We start from the raw sequence: 17387 nt of genomic DNA, 5'->3' as shown, positions 1-17387 counted from the left end.
CCGCGCGCCCGGCCCGGCCCGGATCGCGGGCCGCCGCCCGGGGGCGCGGCCGGGCGGGCGCGGCGGCCGAGATCCCCGGTCCGCGGCGCGCGTCGTCCGCCGCCGCACCGAGACGCAGACCGGCGCCGCTCAAGGAACGCCTCTACGCCCGCCTCGTCGACTCCGTCGTCCCACTGCTGGCCGGCCTTGCCGCGACCGCCGCGGTGGCCCCGGGCGTCGGCCGGCACATCGACGCCCGCGCGGAGCGCATCCGCTACGAAGGACGCACCGAGACGATCTGGCTCGTCGACGGCCCGGTGCTGCGCGCCGCGGCCGTCGTCGCCGCCGTGGTGCTCGCCGCGATGTTCCTCTACGAGACGCTGCCCACCTGGCGCACCGGACGCTCGTTCGGCAAACGGCTGTTCGGGCTCCGCGTCGTCGACCTCGACACCCACCGCCCCCCGACCCTGGGGCGGTCGGTGCTGCGCTGGGCCACGTTCGGCGTGCCCGGACTGCTGGTGATCGGCGCGATCGGCCTGGTGCAGGGGGCACTCGACGCACCGTGGCGGCAGGCCTGGCACGACCGGGCGGCAAAGACCTTCGTGGCACGGGACCGCTGAGCCCGCCAAGCCCACTGAGCCCGCCGGGCCCGCCGAAATCGCCGAGTCCGCCCAGTCCGCCGGGCCCGGGCGGTGCTGCGGCATCCGGGTGACGCGCCTCGCCACTCGTGCGCGTATTGCCGGGAATTAGTCATAACTGTCGCTTTACTGATCGCATGAGCAGCAGCGAACCGCCCCCGCCCGGGCAGGAACCGCCGTACGGGCAGCAGCCCCCCGGCGGGGAGCCCCCGTACGGGCAGCAGCCGCCGCCGGGGCCCTACGGGCAGGAGCCGCCGTACGGGCAGCAGCCGTACGGGCAGATGCCGCCCCCGCCCGGCGGCTACGACTACCAAGGCGGACCCGTCCTGGGCGGCAGCGGACGGCGGTTCCTCGCGCGGTGCGTCGACTTCCTCGTCTACCTGGCGTTCAGCTGCGCCATCGGGTTCGCGTTCGTCGGCACCGACACCGACAACGTGAACTTCGGCAAGGAAGCGGCCGCGGGCGCCGTCGCGACCGTCCTGTACTTCCTGTACGAGGGCTTCATGCTCAACAACAACGGCCAGACGCTCGGCAAGATGGCCACCAAGATCAAGGTCGTCCGGGTCGCCGACGGGGGCTCCGTGCAGGGCTCGCCCGCCTGGACGCGCGCGGGCGTGTTCGCGCTGCCGCTGATCGTGCCGTGCGTCGGATTCGTGTTCTTCGTCGTCAACTGCCTGTGGCACCTGTGGGACCAGCCGTGGCAGCAGTGCCTGCACGACAAGTCCGCCCACACCACCGTGATCCGGATCTGATCCGCCGCACGGCCCCCATGACCGAGGAGCGGGCGATGCGCGACATGCCGCGGGCCGGACGGGAAATCCCGCCCGGCCCGCCGCACTTCGCCTTCGCCGTCCGCCGTGCCGCCGGGTGGACTACCCGCGGCGGCCCGGCCGCGGCGCCCGCCGCGGCACCGGAACCGGTGCCCGGCCCGCGGCTCCGTGCCGCGCCGCGAACACCGTCGTCGCGGTGCCCAGCGCAATCCCCAGCGCCGCTGCCACGGCCGCCCCGCCCACGGAACGCGTCCCCGACAGGACGAGGAACAGCGCGGTCGCCGTGACCGCGGCCAACGCTCCGAACGACAGATGGGTGATGTCGAGTCGGTTCACGACCGGCTCACCTCCCCGCCTCCGCCGGGTCCTTCGCGCCCGGCCCTGCGATTCACGGTACTGCGGCGCGCCGTTCGCCGCGTCCGTCGGGGGGAGTAGTTCCACGCGGTCCGGGGGCCGCCCACCCGACGACGAACTCCCGGAGCAGCCATGGCCGATCACCACTCGCCCGCCCCGCACGCGGACCGCAAGCCGCGCCGCGCCTTCCTGCGCCGGTCGGCCGTCCGCCGGACCGCCGCGGCGTCCGGGGCCGCCGGGCTCGCGTGCCTGCTGCTGGCCGGACCCGGGCTCGCCGATCCGGGGCCGTCCGGCCCCGATCCGGCGGGGACCCGCGCGTATTGGGACGCGCGGGCCCGGTCGGTGGCTCCGGCCGCCGCCGGACAGGCGCCGGGCGACGATCTGCCGGGGCCGTACAGCGAACAGCGCCGCACCCGGCGGGACGCGGCCGTCACGTCCGTCGTCACCGCCTCCCAGAGCGCGGGCGTGGGCCCGCACCGCGCCCCCGACACGGTGCAGCTCCCGCAGGGGCCGAAGGTGCAGCTGCGGCCGCCGTCGGTGGCCCGGGTGTTCGTGATCCTCGTGGAATTCGGCGACAAGCTGTACCGGGGCGGGGACCCGGGACCTCTCGATCCCGCCGGGTCCGGGCAGCCGCAAGGGGTGCCCGGACCGCGGCACGACCAGATCCCGCAGCCCGACCGCCGGGTCGACACCGACACCATCTGGGTGCCGCACTTCGACCGCGGCTACTTCCAGAACCTGTTCCTCGGCGACGGCAGCGCGGGAGGGTCGCTCGCCACGCACTACCGGGCGCAGTCGTCGGGCCGGATGAGCGTCGAAGGCGCGGTGGCGGACTGGGTGCGGGTGCCGTGGAACGAGGCCCGCTACGGCTCCGAATCGTGCGGCGCCACGGTGTGCACGAACGTCTGGGAGCTGGTGCGCGACGCGCTCGACACCTGGTACGACGGGCAGATCGCCGCGGGGAAGTCCGAGAAGCAGATCGACGACCACCTGCGCCAGTTCGACCGGTGGGACCGCGACGACCACGACGGCAACGGCACGTTCGACCAGCCGGACGGCTACCTCGACCACCTGGAGATCGTGAAAGCCGGCGTCGACAAGGCGGCCGGCGGCGGCGCGTCGGGCAACAACGCGATCTGGTCGCACCGCTGGTACGCCTTCAGCGACGGCGCCGGCCGCACCGGCCCGCCCGGACACCTCGCCGGCGGCACCCGGATCGGCCGCAGCGGCCTGTGGGCGGGCGACTACACGATCCAGTCGGAGAACGGCGGACTCGGCACCATCGCCCACGAGTTCGGACACGACCTCGGCCTGCCCGACCTGTACGACCGGAAGGACGGGCTCAGCGGCTCCCCGGTGGCGTTCTGGTCGCTGATGAGCATCGCCGGATACCTCAGCAACGGGCGCGACGGGGTGGGGAGTTCACCCGGCTCGCTGTCGGCATGGGACCGCATCCAGCTCGGCTGGCTCGACTGGATGGTCGCCGACCCGGGGACGACGACGTCGCTGATGGTCGCACCACTCCAGTCGATCGGCGACCCGCAGGCCGTGCTGATCCCGCTGCAGCCGAAACGGGCGGGCGGCAAACCGCGCTGGTACATCGTGGAGAACCGCCAGTACACGGGCACCGACGCGGCCTTGCGGACCGGGCCCTACGACGGGCAGGCGGGGGCCGGCGAGTCGGACTATTTCCCGTACGGGCCCGGCGTGCTCGTGTGGCTGTGGGACACCGGGACGGCCGACAACGACGTCGCCGACCACCCGGGCCAAGGCCTGATCCTGCCGGTCGACGCCCACCCGGCACCCCTGCTCGCCGCCGGGACGCCGGTACGGGCCCGGATCCAGATGTACGACGCGGCATTCGGCCTGCCCGGCGACACGACCGACCCGGTGTCGGTCGGCGACCCCGGGGCCCGGACGGCTCTGGCACCGAGGCCGGGGCAGCCGGTGTTCGACGACAAGGCCCCGGACTATTGGTCGTCGCGGGCCCCGCTGGCAGGGGTCAAGCTGCCGGGGGTGGGGGTGCGGGTCGAGGTGCAGTCCACGGCGCGGCACGGAGACGCCGTGCGGGTGACGGTGGGGCCGACGGGGCGGGGGTGAGGCCCGCCCGTGCTCACCGGACGACCGGCTCGCCCTCCAGGTCCACCCCCGCGGCCCGCAGTTCGTCCAGCGTGCGCGCAGTGGTGTCCGCGGCCACCCCCGCGGTCAGGCCGAGAAGCACCCGCGTCGCGAAACCCTCGCGGGCCGCGTCCAAGGCCGTCGCGCGGACGCAGTGGTCGGTGGCGATGCCGACCACGTCGACGTCGGTCACACCGCGGCCGCGCAGCCACGCGGCCAGGCCGGTGCCGTCGGCATCGGCGCCCTCGAAGCCGCTGTACGCGGCCGCGTGCGCGCCCTTCGCGAAGACCGCCTCGATACGGCCCTCCGCGACCACGGGCGCGAACGCCGGATGGAAGTCCGCACCCGGCGTCCCCGCCACGCAGTGCACCGGCCACGTGTCCACGTAGTCCGGCTCCGCGGCGAAGTGCGCGCCCGGGTCGACGTGGTGGTCCCGCGTCGCGACGATGTGCGCGTACGCCGGCACCCCGCCGGCGTGCACCGGGTCCGGCGGCTGCTCCGCCGCGTTGCCCGCGACGTGCGCGCGGATCGCCGCGGCGACGTCCGCACCGCCCGCGACCGCGAGACTGCCGCCCTCGCAGAAGTCGTTCTGCACGTCCACGACGATCAATGCCCGGGTCATGACACCCGCCTCCTCGACGTCTTCGGCCTTGCCGCCCACCTGCCCGGGCCGGTGCGCGTCGACCGCCCGCGCACCAGCCCCCGACTACCCCTCGGCCCCTACTCGTACACCGTCGCCAGCACCGGCTCGCCCCGGGACAGCTGCGTGGCCGACAGCGGCAGCTCCGCCCTCGACCGCAGGTGCCGTTCGCGGGACTTCTCCAGCGGCTCGCGTCCGACCACCTCACCGCCGATGATCAACGGCACGAGCAGCTCCCGCAGTTCCGGCCCGACCTCGCCGCGCCCGCCGGTCCGCAGCACCTCCGTCTCGGCGACGCCGTCCGCGTCGTAGGCCCGGAGCGCGGTCTTGCGGCCGCCGTGGCTCGGCTTGCCCGGGGACCGCTTCGCCACCGACTCCAGCGGAGCGTCCGCATCTGAGGTCGCCGCACGCGCCACCAGCTTGTAGACCAGGGACGCCGTCGGGTGCCCGCTGCCGGTGACCAGCTGCGTGCCCACGCCGTAGGCGTCCACCGGGGCCGCCCGCAGCGCCGCGATCGCGTACTCGTCCAGGTCGCTCGTCACCACGATCTTCGTGCGGTCCGCGCCCAACTCGTCCAACTGCCGCCGCACCCGGTGCGCGAGCAGCAGCAGGTCGCCGGAGTCCAGCCGCACCGCGCCGAGTTCCGGCCCGGCCAGCTCGACCGCGGTCGCCACCGCGGACGTCACGTCGTAGGTGTCCACCAGCAGCGTCGTGTTCTTGCCGAGCGCGGCGATCTGCGCCTCGAACGCCTCGCGTTCGTTGTCGTGCAGCAGCGTGAACGCGTGCGCGCTGGTCCCGAGCGTCGGAATGCCGTACGCCTCGCCCGCGCGCAGGTTGGACGTGCTGGCGAAGCCCGCCACATACGCCGCGCGCGCCGCCGCGACCGCGGCCTGCTCGTGGGTGCGCCGCGATCCCATCTCGATGCACGGCCGCCCCGCCGCCGCCGACGTCATGCGGGACGCCGCCGCGGCGACCGCGCAGTCGTGGTTGAGGACGGACAGCACCAGCGTCTCCAGCAGCACCGCCTCGGCGAATGTGCCCTCGACCACCACGATCGGCGAGCCGGGGAACCAGCACTCGCCTTCCGGGTAGCCGTAGACGTCGCCGCCGAACCGGTAGTCGGCCAGCCAGTCGAGGGTCGTCCGGTCGACCACCTTGCGGTCGGCCAGGTAGCGGAGCGTGGCGTCGTCGAAACGGAACGCCTCGATCGCGTCGAGTAGGCGGCCGATGCCGGCCACCACGCCGTACCGCCGGCCGTGCGGCAGGCGGCGGCCGAACACCTCGAACACCGAGCGGCGGTGTGCGGCGCCGCTGCGCAGCGCGGCCTCGACCATGGTGAGTTCGTAGTGGTCGGTCAACAGCGCGGTGCCGGCCGCAACGGCGCCGGCGGGAGTGCCCATCGCGTTCATGCCAGCGAGGATAGCACCACTACTCGTCAGAGTGACGATTATGGGGGCGGGGCTTTCCGGAGGGTTTGCCGCACCCCGCCCCGCACCCTGCCCGACAGCCCCGCGCGCACCCCGGGACCGGGTTCGCCCCACCCTTCGCCGGATGGGAGCATGGAACCCATGAGCGTCGCGCCCATCGAGGTCGAGAAACCGGAGTCGGACGAAGACGTCCAGGCCGATACGCCCTGGGTCTGCATCGTCTGGAACGACCCGATCAACCTCATGTCGTACGTGACGTACGTGTTCCAGAGCTACTTCGGCTATCCCAAGAAGAAGGCCGAGAAGCTCATGCTCGACGTCCACAACAAGGGCCGCGCCGTCGTCGCGTCCGGGACGCGTGAGGAGATGGAGCGCGACACCACCGCCATGCACGGCTTCGGCCTGTGGGCCACGCTCCAGCACGACAAGTGACCCGCGCAGCGGAGCGGCGGCAAGCGGTGGCACCGGAACGGCGACACCGGGACGGTGGCATCGAAAAAGTGACACCGAAAAAGTGACACCGAAAAAGTGACAGCGGAACAGTGGCAGCAGCAAGGTGACAGGGGAACGGTGAACGGCGAATGACCGGCCAATTCGTCCGCGGCCGCGCGGGACGACCGGAGATCGTCCTCGACGAGATGCACGGGGAACTCCTCGCGGACCTGTGCCGCCAGGTGATCGAACTCGTCGAACCCAAACCCGACGACAGGCGCCCCGCCTCCACCGACCCGCTCGCCCGCGAACTCGGCCTCGACGGCCTCGACTGGAGCGGCCTCGACGGCGCCGAGCAGGCCCCGCCGCCCGCCGCCCCCGAGGACCCGGTCCTCGCCCGGCTGCTGCCCGACGCCTACCGCGACGACGACGCCGCGTCCGCCGAGTTCCGCCGCTACACCGAGAACGACCTGCGGCTGCGCAAGGTCGACAACGCCCGCACGGTCCGCGCCGACATCGCCGCGGCCGGCCCCGGCGCCCGCGTCGTCCTCGACGAACCGCACGCCCAGGCCTGGCTCGGCGCCCTCAACGACCTGCGGCTCGCGCTCGGCACCAACCTCGGCGTCACCGAGGACCTCGACCTGTACGCCGAGAGCCTCGACCCCGACGACCCGCGCCTGGCCGTCCTCGCCGTCTACCACTGGCTCGGCGTGCTCCAGGAATCCCTCGTCGAGGCCCTGCTGCCCTGACGCAAACGCCGCAGAAGGCCCCGCCGGCCCATGCCCGCCCCTGCCCGCACAAACCCCCACCGGTATGCGTAACCTTCGAGCATGCTGACGATCACCACCGAACTGCGCGACGCGATCGTCGCGCACGCCCGCGCCGACCACCCGGACGAAGCCTGCGGCGTGGTCGCCGGGCCGGAAGGCAGCGACCGCCCCGAGCGCTACATCCCGATGCTCAACGCGGCCCGGTCGCCCACGTTCTACGAGTTCGACTCCGGCGACCTGCTCGCGCTCTACCGCGAGATGGACGACCGCGACGAGGTACCCGTGGTGATCTACCACTCGCACACCGCGACCGAGGCCTACCCGTCGCGCACCGACGTCGCCTACGCGTCCGAGCCGAACGCGCACTACGTCCTCGTCTCCACCCGCGAGACCGGCAACGACGACGGCCCCTACGAGTTCCGCTCGTACCGGATCGTGGACGGGGTCATCACCGAAGAAGACGTCAACGTGGTCGACGCATACTGATTCGTCCCGAATGCCCCACCGTGGACCTCGTAGGGATCTCATATGCCGGAACGCCGCGTTCCGACATGCGAGAGACCATCGGGGCCCGGCCCGCGGAATGGCTAGCATGACGATATGCGTTACGCAGGCATGGACATGACGAGCACGGGCCCGGGCACCGCCCCCGGCACGCTGCTCGTCGCGCGCCTGCACGTCGATCTGTGCCGGCTGTCCAGCGCGCTCTGTCGCGCCCTGCCCGCGGGCTGACCCCGCCGCCGCCCCGGACCGCCCCCGGTCCGCGGCCCCGGTCCCCGGTCCCGCCCCCCAGCACCCCGCGCCCCCGGAACGCCCGGGAGCGCGCTCCCGCCTGCAGCACGCAACCCGCATTCTTGGAGCGCCCCATGGCCATCGAGGTCCGCATCCCGACCATCCTGCGCGACTACACCGGCGGCGCGAAGGCCGTCGAGGGCAACGGGAAGACGATCACCGAGCTGATCGACGACCTGGAGTCCCGGCACGCCGGCATCCGCAACCGCCTCATCGAGGAAAGCGGCGAGCTGCGCCGCTTCGTCAACGTCTACCTCAACGACGAGGACGTGCGCTTCATCGACGGGATCGGCTCCGCGCTGGACGACGGCGACACCGTGACCATCCTCCCCGCCGTGGCCGGCGGCGCCTGATCATGCGTTACGACTCCCTGATCGACGCGGTAGGCCGCACCCCGCTGGTCGGCCTGCCGCGCCTGTCGCCGTCGCCCGACGTCCGCGTCTGGGCGAAGCTGGAGGACCGCAACCCCACCGGGTCGGTCAAGGACCGCCCCGCGCTGCACATGATCGAAGCCGCCGAACGCGACGGCCTGCTCACCCCCGGCTGCACCATCCTCGAGCCGACCAGCGGCAACACCGGCATCTCCCTCGCCATGGCCGCCCGCCTCAAGGGCTACAAGATCGTCTGCGTGATGCCGGAGAACACCTCCGACGAACGCCGCGAACTCCTGCGCATGTGGGGCGCCGAGATCATCTCCTCGCCGGCCGCCGGCGGCTCCAACACCGCCGTCCGCGTCGCCAAGGAACTCTCCGCCGAGCACCCCGACTGGGTCATGCTCTACCAGTACGGCAACCCGGCCAACCCCGGCGCGCACTACGCCACCACAGGCCCCGAACTCCTCGAAGACCTGCCCACGATCACCCACTTCGTCGCCGGGCTCGGCACCACCGGAACCCTCATGGGCGTCGGCCGGTACCTGCGCGAAAAGGTCCCCGGCGTGCAGATCGTCGCCGCCGAGCCCCGCTACGACGACGTCGTCTACGGGCTGCGCAACCTCGACGAAGGCTTCATCCCCGAGCTGTACGACGCCGACGTGCTGACCACCCGGTTCTCCGTCGGCTCCCACGACGCCGTCCGCCGCACCCGCGAACTCCTCGAACACGAGGGCATCTTCGCGGGCGTGTCGACCGGCGCCGCGCTGCACGCCGCCCTCGGCGTGGCCCGCAAGGCGGTCAAGGCCGGCGAGCGCGCCGACATCGCCTTCGTCGTCGCCGACGGCGGTTGGAAGTACCTGTCCACCGGCATCTACACCGCGGCGACCACCGAGGAAGCCATCGAAAGGCTGCACGGGCAGCTCTGGGCCTGACGCCCGCGCCGCCGCCTTGGGCGTACCACCATCCGAATAGCGTGCATCCCCCGCCGGAACCAGACCGGCGGGGGCCTTCGCGCGCGGTCCGGTGGTGATTCGCAACACAAGCAGGGTGAGCCCTCCGGAGATCGGCCTGGGCGGAACGTACCCTCCTGTATGTGGCAGACCTCGGCGACGCACCCATCGGCATCTTCGACAGTTCTTTCGGCGGCCTGACCGTCGCCCGTGCGGTCCTCGACCAGCTTCCGCACGAGCCGATCCTGTACCTGGGCGACACCGCGCGGCAGCCCTACGGACCGCGCCCCATCGCCCAGGTCCGCGCGTACGCCCTCGAATGCCTCGACCGGCTCGTCGACCAAGGCGTCAAAGCCCTCGTCATCGCCTGCAACAGCGCCAGCTCCGCGATGCTCCGCGACGCCCGCGAACGCTACGACGTGCCCGTCATCGAGGTGATCCACCCCGCCACCCGGCGCGCCGCGGCCGCCACCCGCAACAACAACGTCGGCGTCATCTCCACCGCCGCCACCAAGCAGTCGATGGCCTACGAGGACGCGTTCGCCGCGGCCCCGCACATCACCGTCACCACCCAGGCCTGCCCGCGCTTCGTCGAATTCGTCGAAGCCGGTGTCACCGGCGGCGACGAACTCCTCAAAGCCGCCGACGAATACCTCGAACCGCTCGTCGCCGCCGAAGTCGACACCCTCATCCTCGGCTGCACGCACTACCCGCTCCTGACCGGTGTGCTCAGCTACGTGATGGGCGAGAACGTCACCCTCATCACCAGCAGCGAGGAAACGGCCAAGGACGTCTACCGCGTCCTCGCCGCCAACCGGCTCATGCGCGACACCGCCCGCCCCGAACCCGAGCACCGCTTCCTCACCACCGGCAACCCCAGCCAGTTCCGGGAGATCGGCCGCCGGTTCCTCGGGCCGGAACTCACCCACGTCGACGCCCTGGGGGCGACCGTATGAAGCTCACCGTCGCGGGCTGCTCGGGCAGCTACCCCGGCCCGCACGCCGCGTGCTCGTGCTACCTCGTCGAAGCCGACGGCGTCCGCATCCTCCTCGACCTCGGCAACGGCGCCCTCGGCAGCGTCCAGCACCACACCGACCTCGCCGACATCGACGCCGTGGTGCTCTCCCACCTGCACGCCGACCACTGCCTCGACCTGTGCGGCTTCTACGTCTACCGCAACTACCACCCCGAAGGCCGCCTCCCGCGGATGCCCGTCTGGGGACCCGCCGGCACCGCCGACCGGCTCGCCCGCGCCTACGACATACCCGGCGAACCCGGCCTGACCGAAGCCTTCGACTTCCGCACCATCGACCCCGGCGTCTTCGAGATCGGCCCGTTCCGCATCACCGCCGGACACGTCAACCACCCCGTCGAATCCTTCGCCTTCCGCGTCGAAGCCGGCGGCCGCTCCCTCGTCTACTCCGGCGACACCGCGGAAAGCGAGACCCTCGTCCACCTGGCCACCGACAGCGACCTGCTGCTGTGCGAAGCGTCGTTCACCGACGGCCGCGACACCTTCCCCGACGTCCACCTCAACGGCCGCGAAGCCGGCGAACACGCCGAACGCGCCGGAACCCGGCGGCTCGTCCTCACCCACATCCCGCCGTGGACCGACGGCGAACGCAACCTCGACGACGCCCGCAAGGCCTACTCCGGGCCCGCCGAACTCGCCGCACCGGGCGCCGTATACGAAGTGTGACGCCGACGCGGATGACCCCCGGGGCGGGGCGCACCGTTGCGCCCGGACGGCTCGCGGACGGTTCCCGCGTGCCCGCGGCATAGGCTGAAGCCATGTCACGTGCAGACGGCCGAACCCCCGAACAGCTCCGCCCCATCGCCTTCCACCGCGGATGGCTCGACCACGCCGAGGGCTCCGTCCTCGTCGAATTCGGCCGCACCCGCGTCCTCGTCGCGGCCAGCGTCACCGAAGGCGTCCCGCGCTGGCGCAAGGGCAGCGGCCTCGGCTGGGTCACCGCCGAGTACGCCATGCTCCCGCGCGCCACCCACACCCGCGGCGACCGCGAAGCCGTCAAGGGCCGCATCGGCGGACGCACCCACGAGATCTCCCGCCTCATCGGCCGCTCGCTGCGCGCCGTCGTCGACTACAAGGCCCTCGGCGAAACCACCATCCAGCTCGACTGCGACGTCCTCCAGGCCGACGGCGGCACCCGCACCGCGGCCATCACCGGCGCCTACGTGGCCCTCGCCGACGCCGTCGCGTGGGCGCAGCGCAACAAGCTCGTCAAGGCCAAGGCCGAACCGCTCACCGGCTCCGTCGCCGCGGTCAGCGTCGGCATCATCGACGGCGTGCCGATGCTCGACCTCCCGTACGAGGAAGACGTCCGCGCGGAAACCGACATGAACATCGTCTGCACCGGCGACGGCCGCTTCGTCGAGGTCCAAGGCACCGCCGAAGGCGAGCCGTTCGACCGCGACCTGCTCAACCGGCTCATCGACCTGGGCGCCGCCGGGTGCGCCGAACTGACACTGCTTCAGCAGATCGCGCTGGAGGAAACCGCCCGCTGACGCCCCCGGTCCTCCCTTTCGGGGTCTTCCGGACAACCGGGGCAGTTCGCCCCGACTGCGGATAACGCGGCGGTTGCGGGTGTCACGAGGCTGCAACCGCCGTGCGCGGAATCCGCCACCGCACCGGACGGTTCGGGCTGCGCTCCGCTACCTTCTGATCACCAGTCAGGCGTGTCCGCCCACTTTCCGAACCGGATCCCACCAAGGAGCGTCATGTTCCGTGCCCACCGCGCCGTGCGTACGAGCGTCGCCGCCGTCGCCATCGCCGCCGCCCTGTTCACGGCCACCGCGTGCTCCGAGGCCCAGAAGGCGATCGACTGCGTCAAACTCGGCCAGCAGCTCGCCAACGACGTCAGCAGCCTGCAGAACGTCATCAACGACCCCGACGCCGCCTCCGACGCCCTCCAGCACATGAGCAAGACCCTCACCAACGCCGCGAGCGACATCGACTCGCAGGACGTCAAGAACGCCATCAACGACATGATCGGCCAGGTCGACACCCTCAGCCGGCAGATCGCCAACAAGGAAACGCCGTCGCCCGACGTCCTGGGACTACTCAGCTCGAGCGCCAAGGCCATCGGGAGCGCGTGCACCAGCTGAGGCGTCGGCTGCCGCTTTCGGGGCGGCTGTTCTTGCCCGGCTGGTTCTGTACGACTGTTCATGCGCGACTGTTCTTAGGCGGCTGTTTTTGTGCAGCTGTGACGGACCGCGACCGGTTTGCGGACGAGGCGGGGCGGGGCACCTACCCGCCCCGCCTCGATGCGTAGGCTGCCGGACATGAGCCGTCTCGTACTCGCCACCCGCAACGCCCACAAAGTCACCGAACTCCAGCAGATCCTCAAAGCCGCCGGCCTCGACGTCGAACTCGTCGGCGTCACCGAGTTCCCCGACGTCGCCGACGTCCCCGAGACCGGCCTGACGTTCGCCGCCAACGCCCTCCTCAAAGCCCACGCCGTCGCCAAGGCCACCGGCCTGCCCGCCATCGCCGACGACTCCGGCCTCTGCGTCGAAGCCCTCAACGGCATGCCCGGCATCTTCTCCGCCCGCTGGGCCGGCCGCCACGGCGACGACCGCGCCAACCTCGACCTGCTCCTCGCCCAGCTCTCCGACATCGCCCCCGAACACCGCGCCGCCCACTTCGCCTGCGCCGCCGCCCTCGCCCTCCCCGACGGCACCGAACGCGTCGTCGAAGGCCGCCTCAACGGCTCCCTCACCACCGCCCCCCGCGGCACCAACGGCTTCGGCTACGACCCGATCCTCCAGGTCGACGGCGACACCCGCACCACCGCCGAACTGACCCCGGACGAGAAGAACGCCATCAGCCACCGCGGCAAGGCATTTCGAGCGATCGTGCCGGTGGTGGAGGAGCTGGTGGGGCGGAGGTAGGGGGCGTCGGGGCGTCCTCGGCACCGGGCGCCGTCGGGCCGTCGGGCCGTCGGGCCGCCGGGGCGGCTGGGCGGCTGGGTAGGCAGGCGGCCGGCGCGACGTGGCTTTGGCGGCCGTGCCGGTCTTGCCGCGCGGAACCTCGCGGCGGGGCGGAGGCACCGGCCGACCGGGGGCGGTGCGGCGGCGGTCGGGGCGATCAGGCGGGCTGCACGAAGGGGATGCGCTGCCGGACCGCCGGGTGCAGGCCCGGCACGCAGACCCGGCACGCAGACCCGGCACGCGGGTACGCCACCATCGGTGGGCGGTTGGTGGTACGGCCGACTGAGCGGAGGGCGGCGGCGCCGGTTCCGGCGTTCAGTACCGCAGGCCCGACCCGGCTTGCCACGCAGCGGATTTGCCGTGCCGCGGAGCGCCTGTGGCAGGCCACTCGCCGCGCGTCCTATCCGCCAACCGCGGACTTGCGAGCCGCACTGATGGGCTGACCGGCTCTGTGGCGGACGCCGCTGACCGTTTCGGTTTTCCACCCAGCGGCACCGGTGCGTCCGCCCTACCTGCCGTGCGAAAGGCGGCCCGCTGCGAGCCGTGACTCGCCGTCCGCTCGGCCGCCCCGTCGCGCACCCCGGTCGGGACGTCATGGGTTCGTAGTCTTTGGGGCCGGGCTTTTTGCGGCGGGCGCGGCGATGATGTGAGGCACCACGTTCCGCGACTGTGAGGGGGAGCCGCGTGCCCATGTCTCCGGCCGGAGGGCGCCTGCTGCGTACCCACGGCGCCGCCGCGCTCAACGGTCTGGTGGCGGGCGGCCTCGCGGTCGCCGCCGCGGAGTTCACCGCCGCATTCGTCCGCCGCGAAGCCGCACCCCTGGTCACCGTCGGCCAATCCGTCATCGACCGGACACCGCGCGGCCTCAAGGAATGGGCCATCCGGCAGTTCGGCACCGACGACAAGCTGGTGCTGCGGATAGGCGTCGGCGTGCTGCTCGCCGTGTTCGCCGCGGTCATCGGGGTGGTCGCACGCCGATGGCTGTGGGCCGGGCTGCTCGGGGTCGGGATCCTGGGGGTCGTCACCGTCGCGGCCGCCCTGTCACGGCCCGCGGAGAAAGACACAGACGTCGTCCCGGCCCTGGTGGGAGCAGCCGTGGGCGCGGTGGCACTGGTGATGTTGACGCGGCCGGGGGTGGTGTTCGGGCGGCGGACCGAGACCGCGCCGGCCGACGGTGAATCCGAGGCAGCTGCCACCCCCACCGTCCCTGTCGTCGCCACCGGGCCGCGGCGACGGACATTGGTCGGCGGGGCGATCGGCGCCGGGGTGGTGCTCGCCGGGGTCGGCCGGTGGCTCCAGGACGTACGGTTCGACGTCAGCAAGTCCCGCTCCCGCGTCGTGCTGCCGCCGCCCGCGGCACCCGCGCCCAAACCCCCCGCGAGCACCGAACTCGGCATCCCCGATCTCAGCACTCACATCACGCCCAACCGCGACTTCTACCGCATCGACACAGCCCTCGTCGTTCCGGAAATCCGCGCCGAGGACTGGAAGTTGCGCATCCACGGCAAGGTCGACCGAGAGATCGAGATCGACTTCGCCCAGCTCACCGCCCGGCCGACGATCGAGCGGGACATCACCCTGTGCTGCGTCTCCAACGACGTCGGCGGCCCGTACATCGGCACCGCGCGGTGGCAGGGCATCCCGCTCGCCGACCTGCTGCGCGAGGCGGGCGTCCACCCGGACGCCGACCAGCTCGTGTCCCGATCCTCGGACGGCATGACGATCGGCACGCCGACCGCGGTGGTGATGGACGGACGCGACGCGATGCTGGCGGTCGGCATGAACGGCGAGCCGCTGCCGATCGTGCACGGGTTCCCCGTGCGGATGGTGGTGCCGGGGCTGTACGGCTACGTGTCGGCGTGCAAGTGGATCGTCGAGATCGAGGCGACGACGTTCGCCGACTACGACGCGTACTGGGTCCCGCGCGGCTGGGCGGCCCAAGGCCCCGTCAAAACCGAGTCCCGCATCGACACCCCCAGGAACATGGCCAAGGTGCCGCGCGGCCGCATCCCTGTCGCGGGCGTGGCCTGGGCCCAGCACAAGGGCATCGCCGCCGTGGAAGTCCAGATCGACGACGAGCCCTGGCAGCAGGCCGAACTCGCCGCCGAGGACACCGTCGACACCTGGCGCCAGTTCGTCTGGTACTGGGACGCCAAACCGGGTCCGCACCGTATCCGCATCCGCGCGACGGACAAGACGGGCTACGTCCAAACCGACGAGGAGGTCGGCGTGGGCCCGGACGGGGCGACGGGGTGGCACACGATCTCGATGACGGTGACGTAGGTGCGGACGGGGCTCGGCCGCGATACGCGAAGAGCGCCGTCCGGGGCTCCGGAGGCGCTCTTGCTGTGCGATGCGGCCGGTGGGATTCGAACCCACAAGTCATATAAGACCACAGATCCTAAGTCTGCTGCGTAAGCCATTCCGCCACGGCCGCGGGGTGCAAACTCCCAGGGCCAAGCCCTGTGAGGTGCACCCGACATACTAAGCGGCGGTCGGTGTAGACCGCTGCGTAGTGGCCCGCCGGCGCCCACGATATGTGTCGGTTTGCGTGTGGCAGTTCGGGCACAGGTAGCGGAGGTTCTCCCGCCGGTTGTCCCGCCAGTCGCCATTGATGTGGTCGACTTCGAGGATCAGCTTCCCGCCGTTCCAGACGTCGCCGATACCGCAGAGCGCGCACTCGTACGGGCGGCCGAGGTCTGCCAGGGCGTTCCTCAGGCGCCGGGGAGGGAGCCGCTTCATCCGCTCCGGTTCGAGGCGCAGAACCTGATCGGGCGAGAAGCGCTTGGGCGAGCGTCGGCCCTTGTTGTGCGACTTGCCGACGAAGTGGCCGGTGTCCAGCCCGGCCTCGGCGATCCAGCGGCGGACGAGGTGGTGCGCGCTGCCGTGGTCGGCGAATCCGAGCATGCGGGCGGTTGCGGCCACGCTGCGGGACTCGGCGACGGCCGAGCGGAGCGCGTCGGGGTCGACGGATCGCCGGGCCAAGTGCTCCAAGTGGCGACGGCTGGCGAAGTGGTCCGTGGGGATCTGCCAACGCTGGAGCTTCCGGCTGACCAGCGAGTGCGTCCCGCCAAGCGCCGGAACACCCATGCGCCGCAGCATGTCCGCCACGCTTGTGGACTCGGCCGCGACCCGCTCCAGCAACTCGCGCGTGTACTTCTCCGCCGTCATGCCACACCCTCCCGACGATGGCCCTCCCTGAGCCGCTGTTCAGCTCAACGACGAACACCAGTGCGAGTCACGCGGGTGAATCGAGCTATTTTCTGACTGAATGTCAGATCGTAACCAAGGCGTTGGTCGCTCGTTGCGCACGGCGCCGGGCGCGAGGTGTGTCCGGGGTGAGGAGGGGATTGATGGCACCGTCAGGGGATGGGCGCACGGCTACGCTGGAGCGGGTGGCGACACCCGCCGACCAGGAGGTGGCTGCGATGGGCCGGGAACAGATCACGATCACGGTCGACCGGGAGTTGCTGGCGAGGGCCGCTGCGGTGGCCAAGACGCGGCACCCCGACACCGTGGTCGAGTTCGCCCTGCGTGACCTGATCTTTCGGCACACGCCGGAGGAAGTGCGCAGGGCGGCGATTGAGCGGCTCATGGCGCGTTCACGCGAGCTGGAGTTCGACGCCGAGTCGGAAGACCCGGAGCGGTGAGCGGGGTGGTATACCTCGCCGACACGAGCGCATATCTGCGGCTCGGACGCGGCGAGCATGTCGAGGAGTGGGCGAGCAAGGCTGCTGCCGGCGTGGTGGCGGTCTGCCCGGCGGTTGAGGCCGAGGTGTTGTTCACGGCGCGCGGCCGCGAGGACTACCGTGACATGTGTGAGGAGTTCCGGACAGCCGTCGGCTGGGTGCCGATGCCCGACAATGTGTGGGTGCGGGTGCGCGCGGTGCAGGACCAGCTTGCCGAGCGCAGCAGGCACCGGGCGGCGTCCGTGGTGGATCTGTTGGTGGCCGCGACCGCGGAGATGTCCGGGCTGACGGTGCTTCACTACGACCGTGACTTCGAGACCATCGCCACGGTGACGGGGCAGCCGGTCGAGTGGCTGGCCAAGCCGGGGTCTCTCAACTAGTGCTGTGACCGGAAACGTTCACCGGGTGGCCGGTGGTCGTGATGGTCTGCGTGCCGGTTGGATGTCATGGACATCCAACCGGCGACAGGGGGTTCGGTGGCAGAGCCGGTCAAGGTCCGCAGA

21 protein-coding genes and 1 tRNA gene are annotated in these 17387 nt (G+C 71.9%); 17 read left to right on the top strand and 5 right to left on the bottom strand.

Going from position 1 to position 17387, the window contains the following annotated elements; translation table 11 throughout:
• The coding region (locus ABEA93_RS41470) for an RDD family protein (protein WP_345681197.1) at nucleotides 1-599 on the top strand (599 nt) is incomplete at its 5' end.
• A gap of 155 nt (nucleotides 600-754) precedes the next feature.
• Complete coding sequence (locus tag ABEA93_RS41465; RefSeq protein ID WP_345681196.1) at nucleotides 755-1369, top strand: RDD family protein; 615 nt, start codon at nucleotides 755-757, stop codon at nucleotides 1367-1369.
• A gap of 120 nt (nucleotides 1370-1489) precedes the next feature.
• Here ABEA93_RS41465 and ABEA93_RS41460 read toward each other — a convergent pair whose 3' ends face one another.
• Complete coding sequence (locus tag ABEA93_RS41460; protein WP_345681195.1) at nucleotides 1490-1723, bottom strand: hypothetical protein; 234 nt, start codon at nucleotides 1721-1723, stop codon at nucleotides 1490-1492.
• A 150-nt stretch (nucleotides 1724-1873) separates the two neighbouring features.
• On the opposite strand from ABEA93_RS41460, the gene ABEA93_RS41455 reads away from it, so the two are divergent.
• The gene (locus ABEA93_RS41455; RefSeq protein ID WP_345681194.1) at nucleotides 1874-3841 is read left to right on the top strand and encodes an immune inhibitor A domain-containing protein; all 1968 of its coding nucleotides are present in this window, start codon (nucleotides 1874-1876) and stop codon (nucleotides 3839-3841) included.
• A gap of 13 nt (nucleotides 3842-3854) precedes the next feature.
• Here ABEA93_RS41455 and ABEA93_RS41450 read toward each other — a convergent pair whose 3' ends face one another.
• Entirely contained in the window at nucleotides 3855-4481 is a 627-nt protein-coding gene (locus ABEA93_RS41450) for an isochorismatase family protein (RefSeq protein ID WP_345681193.1), read from the bottom strand.
• Between the two features lie 98 nt (nucleotides 4482-4579).
• Complete coding sequence (locus tag ABEA93_RS41445; RefSeq protein ID WP_345681192.1) at nucleotides 4580-5908, bottom strand: nicotinate phosphoribosyltransferase; 1329 nt, start codon at nucleotides 5906-5908, stop codon at nucleotides 4580-4582.
• A gap of 159 nt (nucleotides 5909-6067) precedes the next feature.
• Here ABEA93_RS41445 and clpS point away from each other — a divergent pair, with 159 nt between their 5' ends.
• The 12 genes from clpS (at nucleotide 6068) to ABEA93_RS41385 (ending at nucleotide 15478) form a co-directional block, all read left to right on the top strand.
• Complete coding sequence (gene clpS / locus ABEA93_RS41440) at nucleotides 6068-6358, top strand: ATP-dependent Clp protease adapter ClpS (protein ID WP_345681191.1); 291 nt, start codon at nucleotides 6068-6070, stop codon at nucleotides 6356-6358.
• 149 nt (nucleotides 6359-6507) lie between these two features.
• Nucleotides 6508-7107: a DUF2017 domain-containing protein gene (locus ABEA93_RS41435; protein WP_345681190.1), complete on the top strand. Its 600-nt coding sequence runs from the start codon at nucleotides 6508-6510 to the stop codon at nucleotides 7105-7107.
• Nucleotides 7108-7188: 81 nt separating this feature from the next.
• Nucleotides 7189-7614: a M67 family metallopeptidase gene (locus ABEA93_RS41430; protein WP_345681189.1), complete on the top strand. Its 426-nt coding sequence runs from the start codon at nucleotides 7189-7191 to the stop codon at nucleotides 7612-7614.
• Nucleotides 7615-7749: 135 nt separating this feature from the next.
• Nucleotides 7750-7860, top strand: a complete 111-nt coding sequence (locus tag ABEA93_RS41425) for a putative leader peptide (RefSeq protein WP_345681198.1) — start codon at nucleotides 7750-7752, stop codon at nucleotides 7858-7860.
• 134 nt (nucleotides 7861-7994) lie between these two features.
• The gene (locus ABEA93_RS41420) at nucleotides 7995-8273 is read left to right on the top strand and encodes a MoaD family protein (RefSeq protein ID WP_345681188.1); all 279 of its coding nucleotides are present in this window, start codon (nucleotides 7995-7997) and stop codon (nucleotides 8271-8273) included.
• Nucleotides 8274-8275: 2 nt separating this feature from the next.
• The gene (locus tag ABEA93_RS41415) at nucleotides 8276-9226 is read left to right on the top strand and encodes a PLP-dependent cysteine synthase family protein (RefSeq protein WP_345681187.1); all 951 of its coding nucleotides are present in this window, start codon (nucleotides 8276-8278) and stop codon (nucleotides 9224-9226) included.
• Between the two features lie 161 nt (nucleotides 9227-9387).
• The gene (murI, locus tag ABEA93_RS41410; RefSeq protein ID WP_345681186.1) at nucleotides 9388-10200 is read left to right on the top strand and encodes a glutamate racemase; all 813 of its coding nucleotides are present in this window, start codon (nucleotides 9388-9390) and stop codon (nucleotides 10198-10200) included.
• Entirely contained in the window at nucleotides 10197-10943 is a 747-nt protein-coding gene (locus tag ABEA93_RS41405) for an MBL fold metallo-hydrolase (protein ID WP_345681185.1), read from the top strand. The genes murI and ABEA93_RS41405 overlap by 4 nt, the downstream gene beginning before the upstream one ends.
• A 92-nt stretch (nucleotides 10944-11035) precedes the next feature.
• Nucleotides 11036-11770 carry a ribonuclease PH gene (rph, locus tag ABEA93_RS41400; protein ID WP_345681184.1) on the top strand — a complete coding sequence of 245 codons (735 nt, stop codon included), beginning with the start codon at nucleotides 11036-11038 and terminating at the stop codon, nucleotides 11768-11770.
• 213 nt (nucleotides 11771-11983) lie between these two features.
• A complete protein-coding gene (locus ABEA93_RS41395; protein WP_345681183.1) occupies nucleotides 11984-12370 on the top strand; it encodes a hypothetical protein in 387 nt (128 codons plus the stop codon).
• Between the two features lie 177 nt (nucleotides 12371-12547).
• Nucleotides 12548-13156 carry an XTP/dITP diphosphatase gene (locus ABEA93_RS41390; RefSeq protein ID WP_345681182.1) on the top strand — a complete coding sequence of 203 codons (609 nt, stop codon included), beginning with the start codon at nucleotides 12548-12550 and terminating at the stop codon, nucleotides 13154-13156.
• A 729-nt stretch (nucleotides 13157-13885) separates the two neighbouring features.
• Nucleotides 13886-15478 carry a molybdopterin-dependent oxidoreductase gene (locus ABEA93_RS41385; RefSeq protein WP_345681181.1) on the top strand — a complete coding sequence of 531 codons (1593 nt, stop codon included), beginning with the start codon at nucleotides 13886-13888 and terminating at the stop codon, nucleotides 15476-15478.
• A 71-nt stretch (nucleotides 15479-15549) separates the two neighbouring features.
• Here ABEA93_RS41385 and ABEA93_RS41380 read toward each other — a convergent pair.
• Together ABEA93_RS41380 and ABEA93_RS41375 are read right to left on the bottom strand one after the other, a co-directional pair.
• A tRNA-Leu gene (locus ABEA93_RS41380) sits at nucleotides 15550-15632 on the bottom strand.
• 47 nt (nucleotides 15633-15679) lie between these two features.
• The gene (locus tag ABEA93_RS41375) at nucleotides 15680-16366 is read right to left on the bottom strand and encodes an HNH endonuclease signature motif containing protein (RefSeq protein ID WP_345681180.1); all 687 of its coding nucleotides are present in this window, start codon (nucleotides 16364-16366) and stop codon (nucleotides 15680-15682) included.
• A 224-nt stretch (nucleotides 16367-16590) separates the two neighbouring features.
• On the opposite strand from ABEA93_RS41375, the gene ABEA93_RS41370 reads away from it, so the two are divergent.
• Nucleotides 16591-16845 carry a hypothetical protein gene (locus tag ABEA93_RS41370; RefSeq protein ID WP_345681179.1) on the top strand — a complete coding sequence of 85 codons (255 nt, stop codon included), beginning with the start codon at nucleotides 16591-16593 and terminating at the stop codon, nucleotides 16843-16845.
• Nucleotides 16842-17264 carry a PIN domain nuclease gene (locus ABEA93_RS41365; protein WP_345681178.1) on the top strand — a complete coding sequence of 141 codons (423 nt, stop codon included), beginning with the start codon at nucleotides 16842-16844 and terminating at the stop codon, nucleotides 17262-17264. Before ABEA93_RS41370 ends, ABEA93_RS41365 begins: the two co-directional genes overlap by 4 nt.
• Nucleotides 17265-17387 lie beyond the last annotated feature (123 nt).

Source organism: Yinghuangia aomiensis (assembly GCF_039542225.1).
Taxonomy (GTDB): domain Bacteria; phylum Actinomycetota; class Actinomycetes; order Streptomycetales; family Streptomycetaceae; genus Yinghuangia; species Yinghuangia aomiensis.
This window is presented reverse-complemented; position numbering and strand designations above follow the sequence as displayed.

Coding starts and splice junctions, on each gene's coding strand:
- ABEA93_RS41465 (WP_345681196.1), top strand. CDS start 755: ATGAGCAGCAGCGAACCGCCCCCGCCCGGGCAGGAACCGCCGTACGGG.
- ABEA93_RS41455 (WP_345681194.1), top strand. CDS start 1,874: ATGGCCGATCACCACTCGCCCGCCCCGCACGCGGACCGCAAGCCGCGC.
- ABEA93_RS41450 (WP_345681193.1), bottom strand. CDS start 4,481: ATGACCCGGGCATTGATCGTCGTGGACGTGCAGAACGACTTCTGCGAG.
- ABEA93_RS41445 (WP_345681192.1), bottom strand. CDS start 5,908: ATGAACGCGATGGGCACTCCCGCCGGCGCCGTTGCGGCCGGCACCGCG.
- clpS (WP_345681191.1), top strand. CDS start 6,068: ATGAGCGTCGCGCCCATCGAGGTCGAGAAACCGGAGTCGGACGAAGAC.
- ABEA93_RS41435 (WP_345681190.1), top strand. CDS start 6,508: ATGACCGGCCAATTCGTCCGCGGCCGCGCGGGACGACCGGAGATCGTC.
- ABEA93_RS41430 (WP_345681189.1), top strand. CDS start 7,189: ATGCTGACGATCACCACCGAACTGCGCGACGCGATCGTCGCGCACGCC.
- ABEA93_RS41425 (WP_345681198.1), top strand. CDS start 7,750: ATGACGAGCACGGGCCCGGGCACCGCCCCCGGCACGCTGCTCGTCGCG.
- ABEA93_RS41420 (WP_345681188.1), top strand. CDS start 7,995: ATGGCCATCGAGGTCCGCATCCCGACCATCCTGCGCGACTACACCGGC.
- ABEA93_RS41415 (WP_345681187.1), top strand. CDS start 8,276: ATGCGTTACGACTCCCTGATCGACGCGGTAGGCCGCACCCCGCTGGTC.
- ABEA93_RS41405 (WP_345681185.1), top strand. CDS start 10,197: ATGAAGCTCACCGTCGCGGGCTGCTCGGGCAGCTACCCCGGCCCGCAC.
- rph (WP_345681184.1), top strand. CDS start 11,036: ATGTCACGTGCAGACGGCCGAACCCCCGAACAGCTCCGCCCCATCGCC.
- ABEA93_RS41395 (WP_345681183.1), top strand. CDS start 11,984: ATGTTCCGTGCCCACCGCGCCGTGCGTACGAGCGTCGCCGCCGTCGCC.
- ABEA93_RS41390 (WP_345681182.1), top strand. CDS start 12,548: ATGAGCCGTCTCGTACTCGCCACCCGCAACGCCCACAAAGTCACCGAA.
- ABEA93_RS41385 (WP_345681181.1), top strand. CDS start 13,886: ATGTCTCCGGCCGGAGGGCGCCTGCTGCGTACCCACGGCGCCGCCGCG.
- ABEA93_RS41375 (WP_345681180.1), bottom strand. CDS start 16,366: ATGACGGCGGAGAAGTACACGCGCGAGTTGCTGGAGCGGGTCGCGGCC.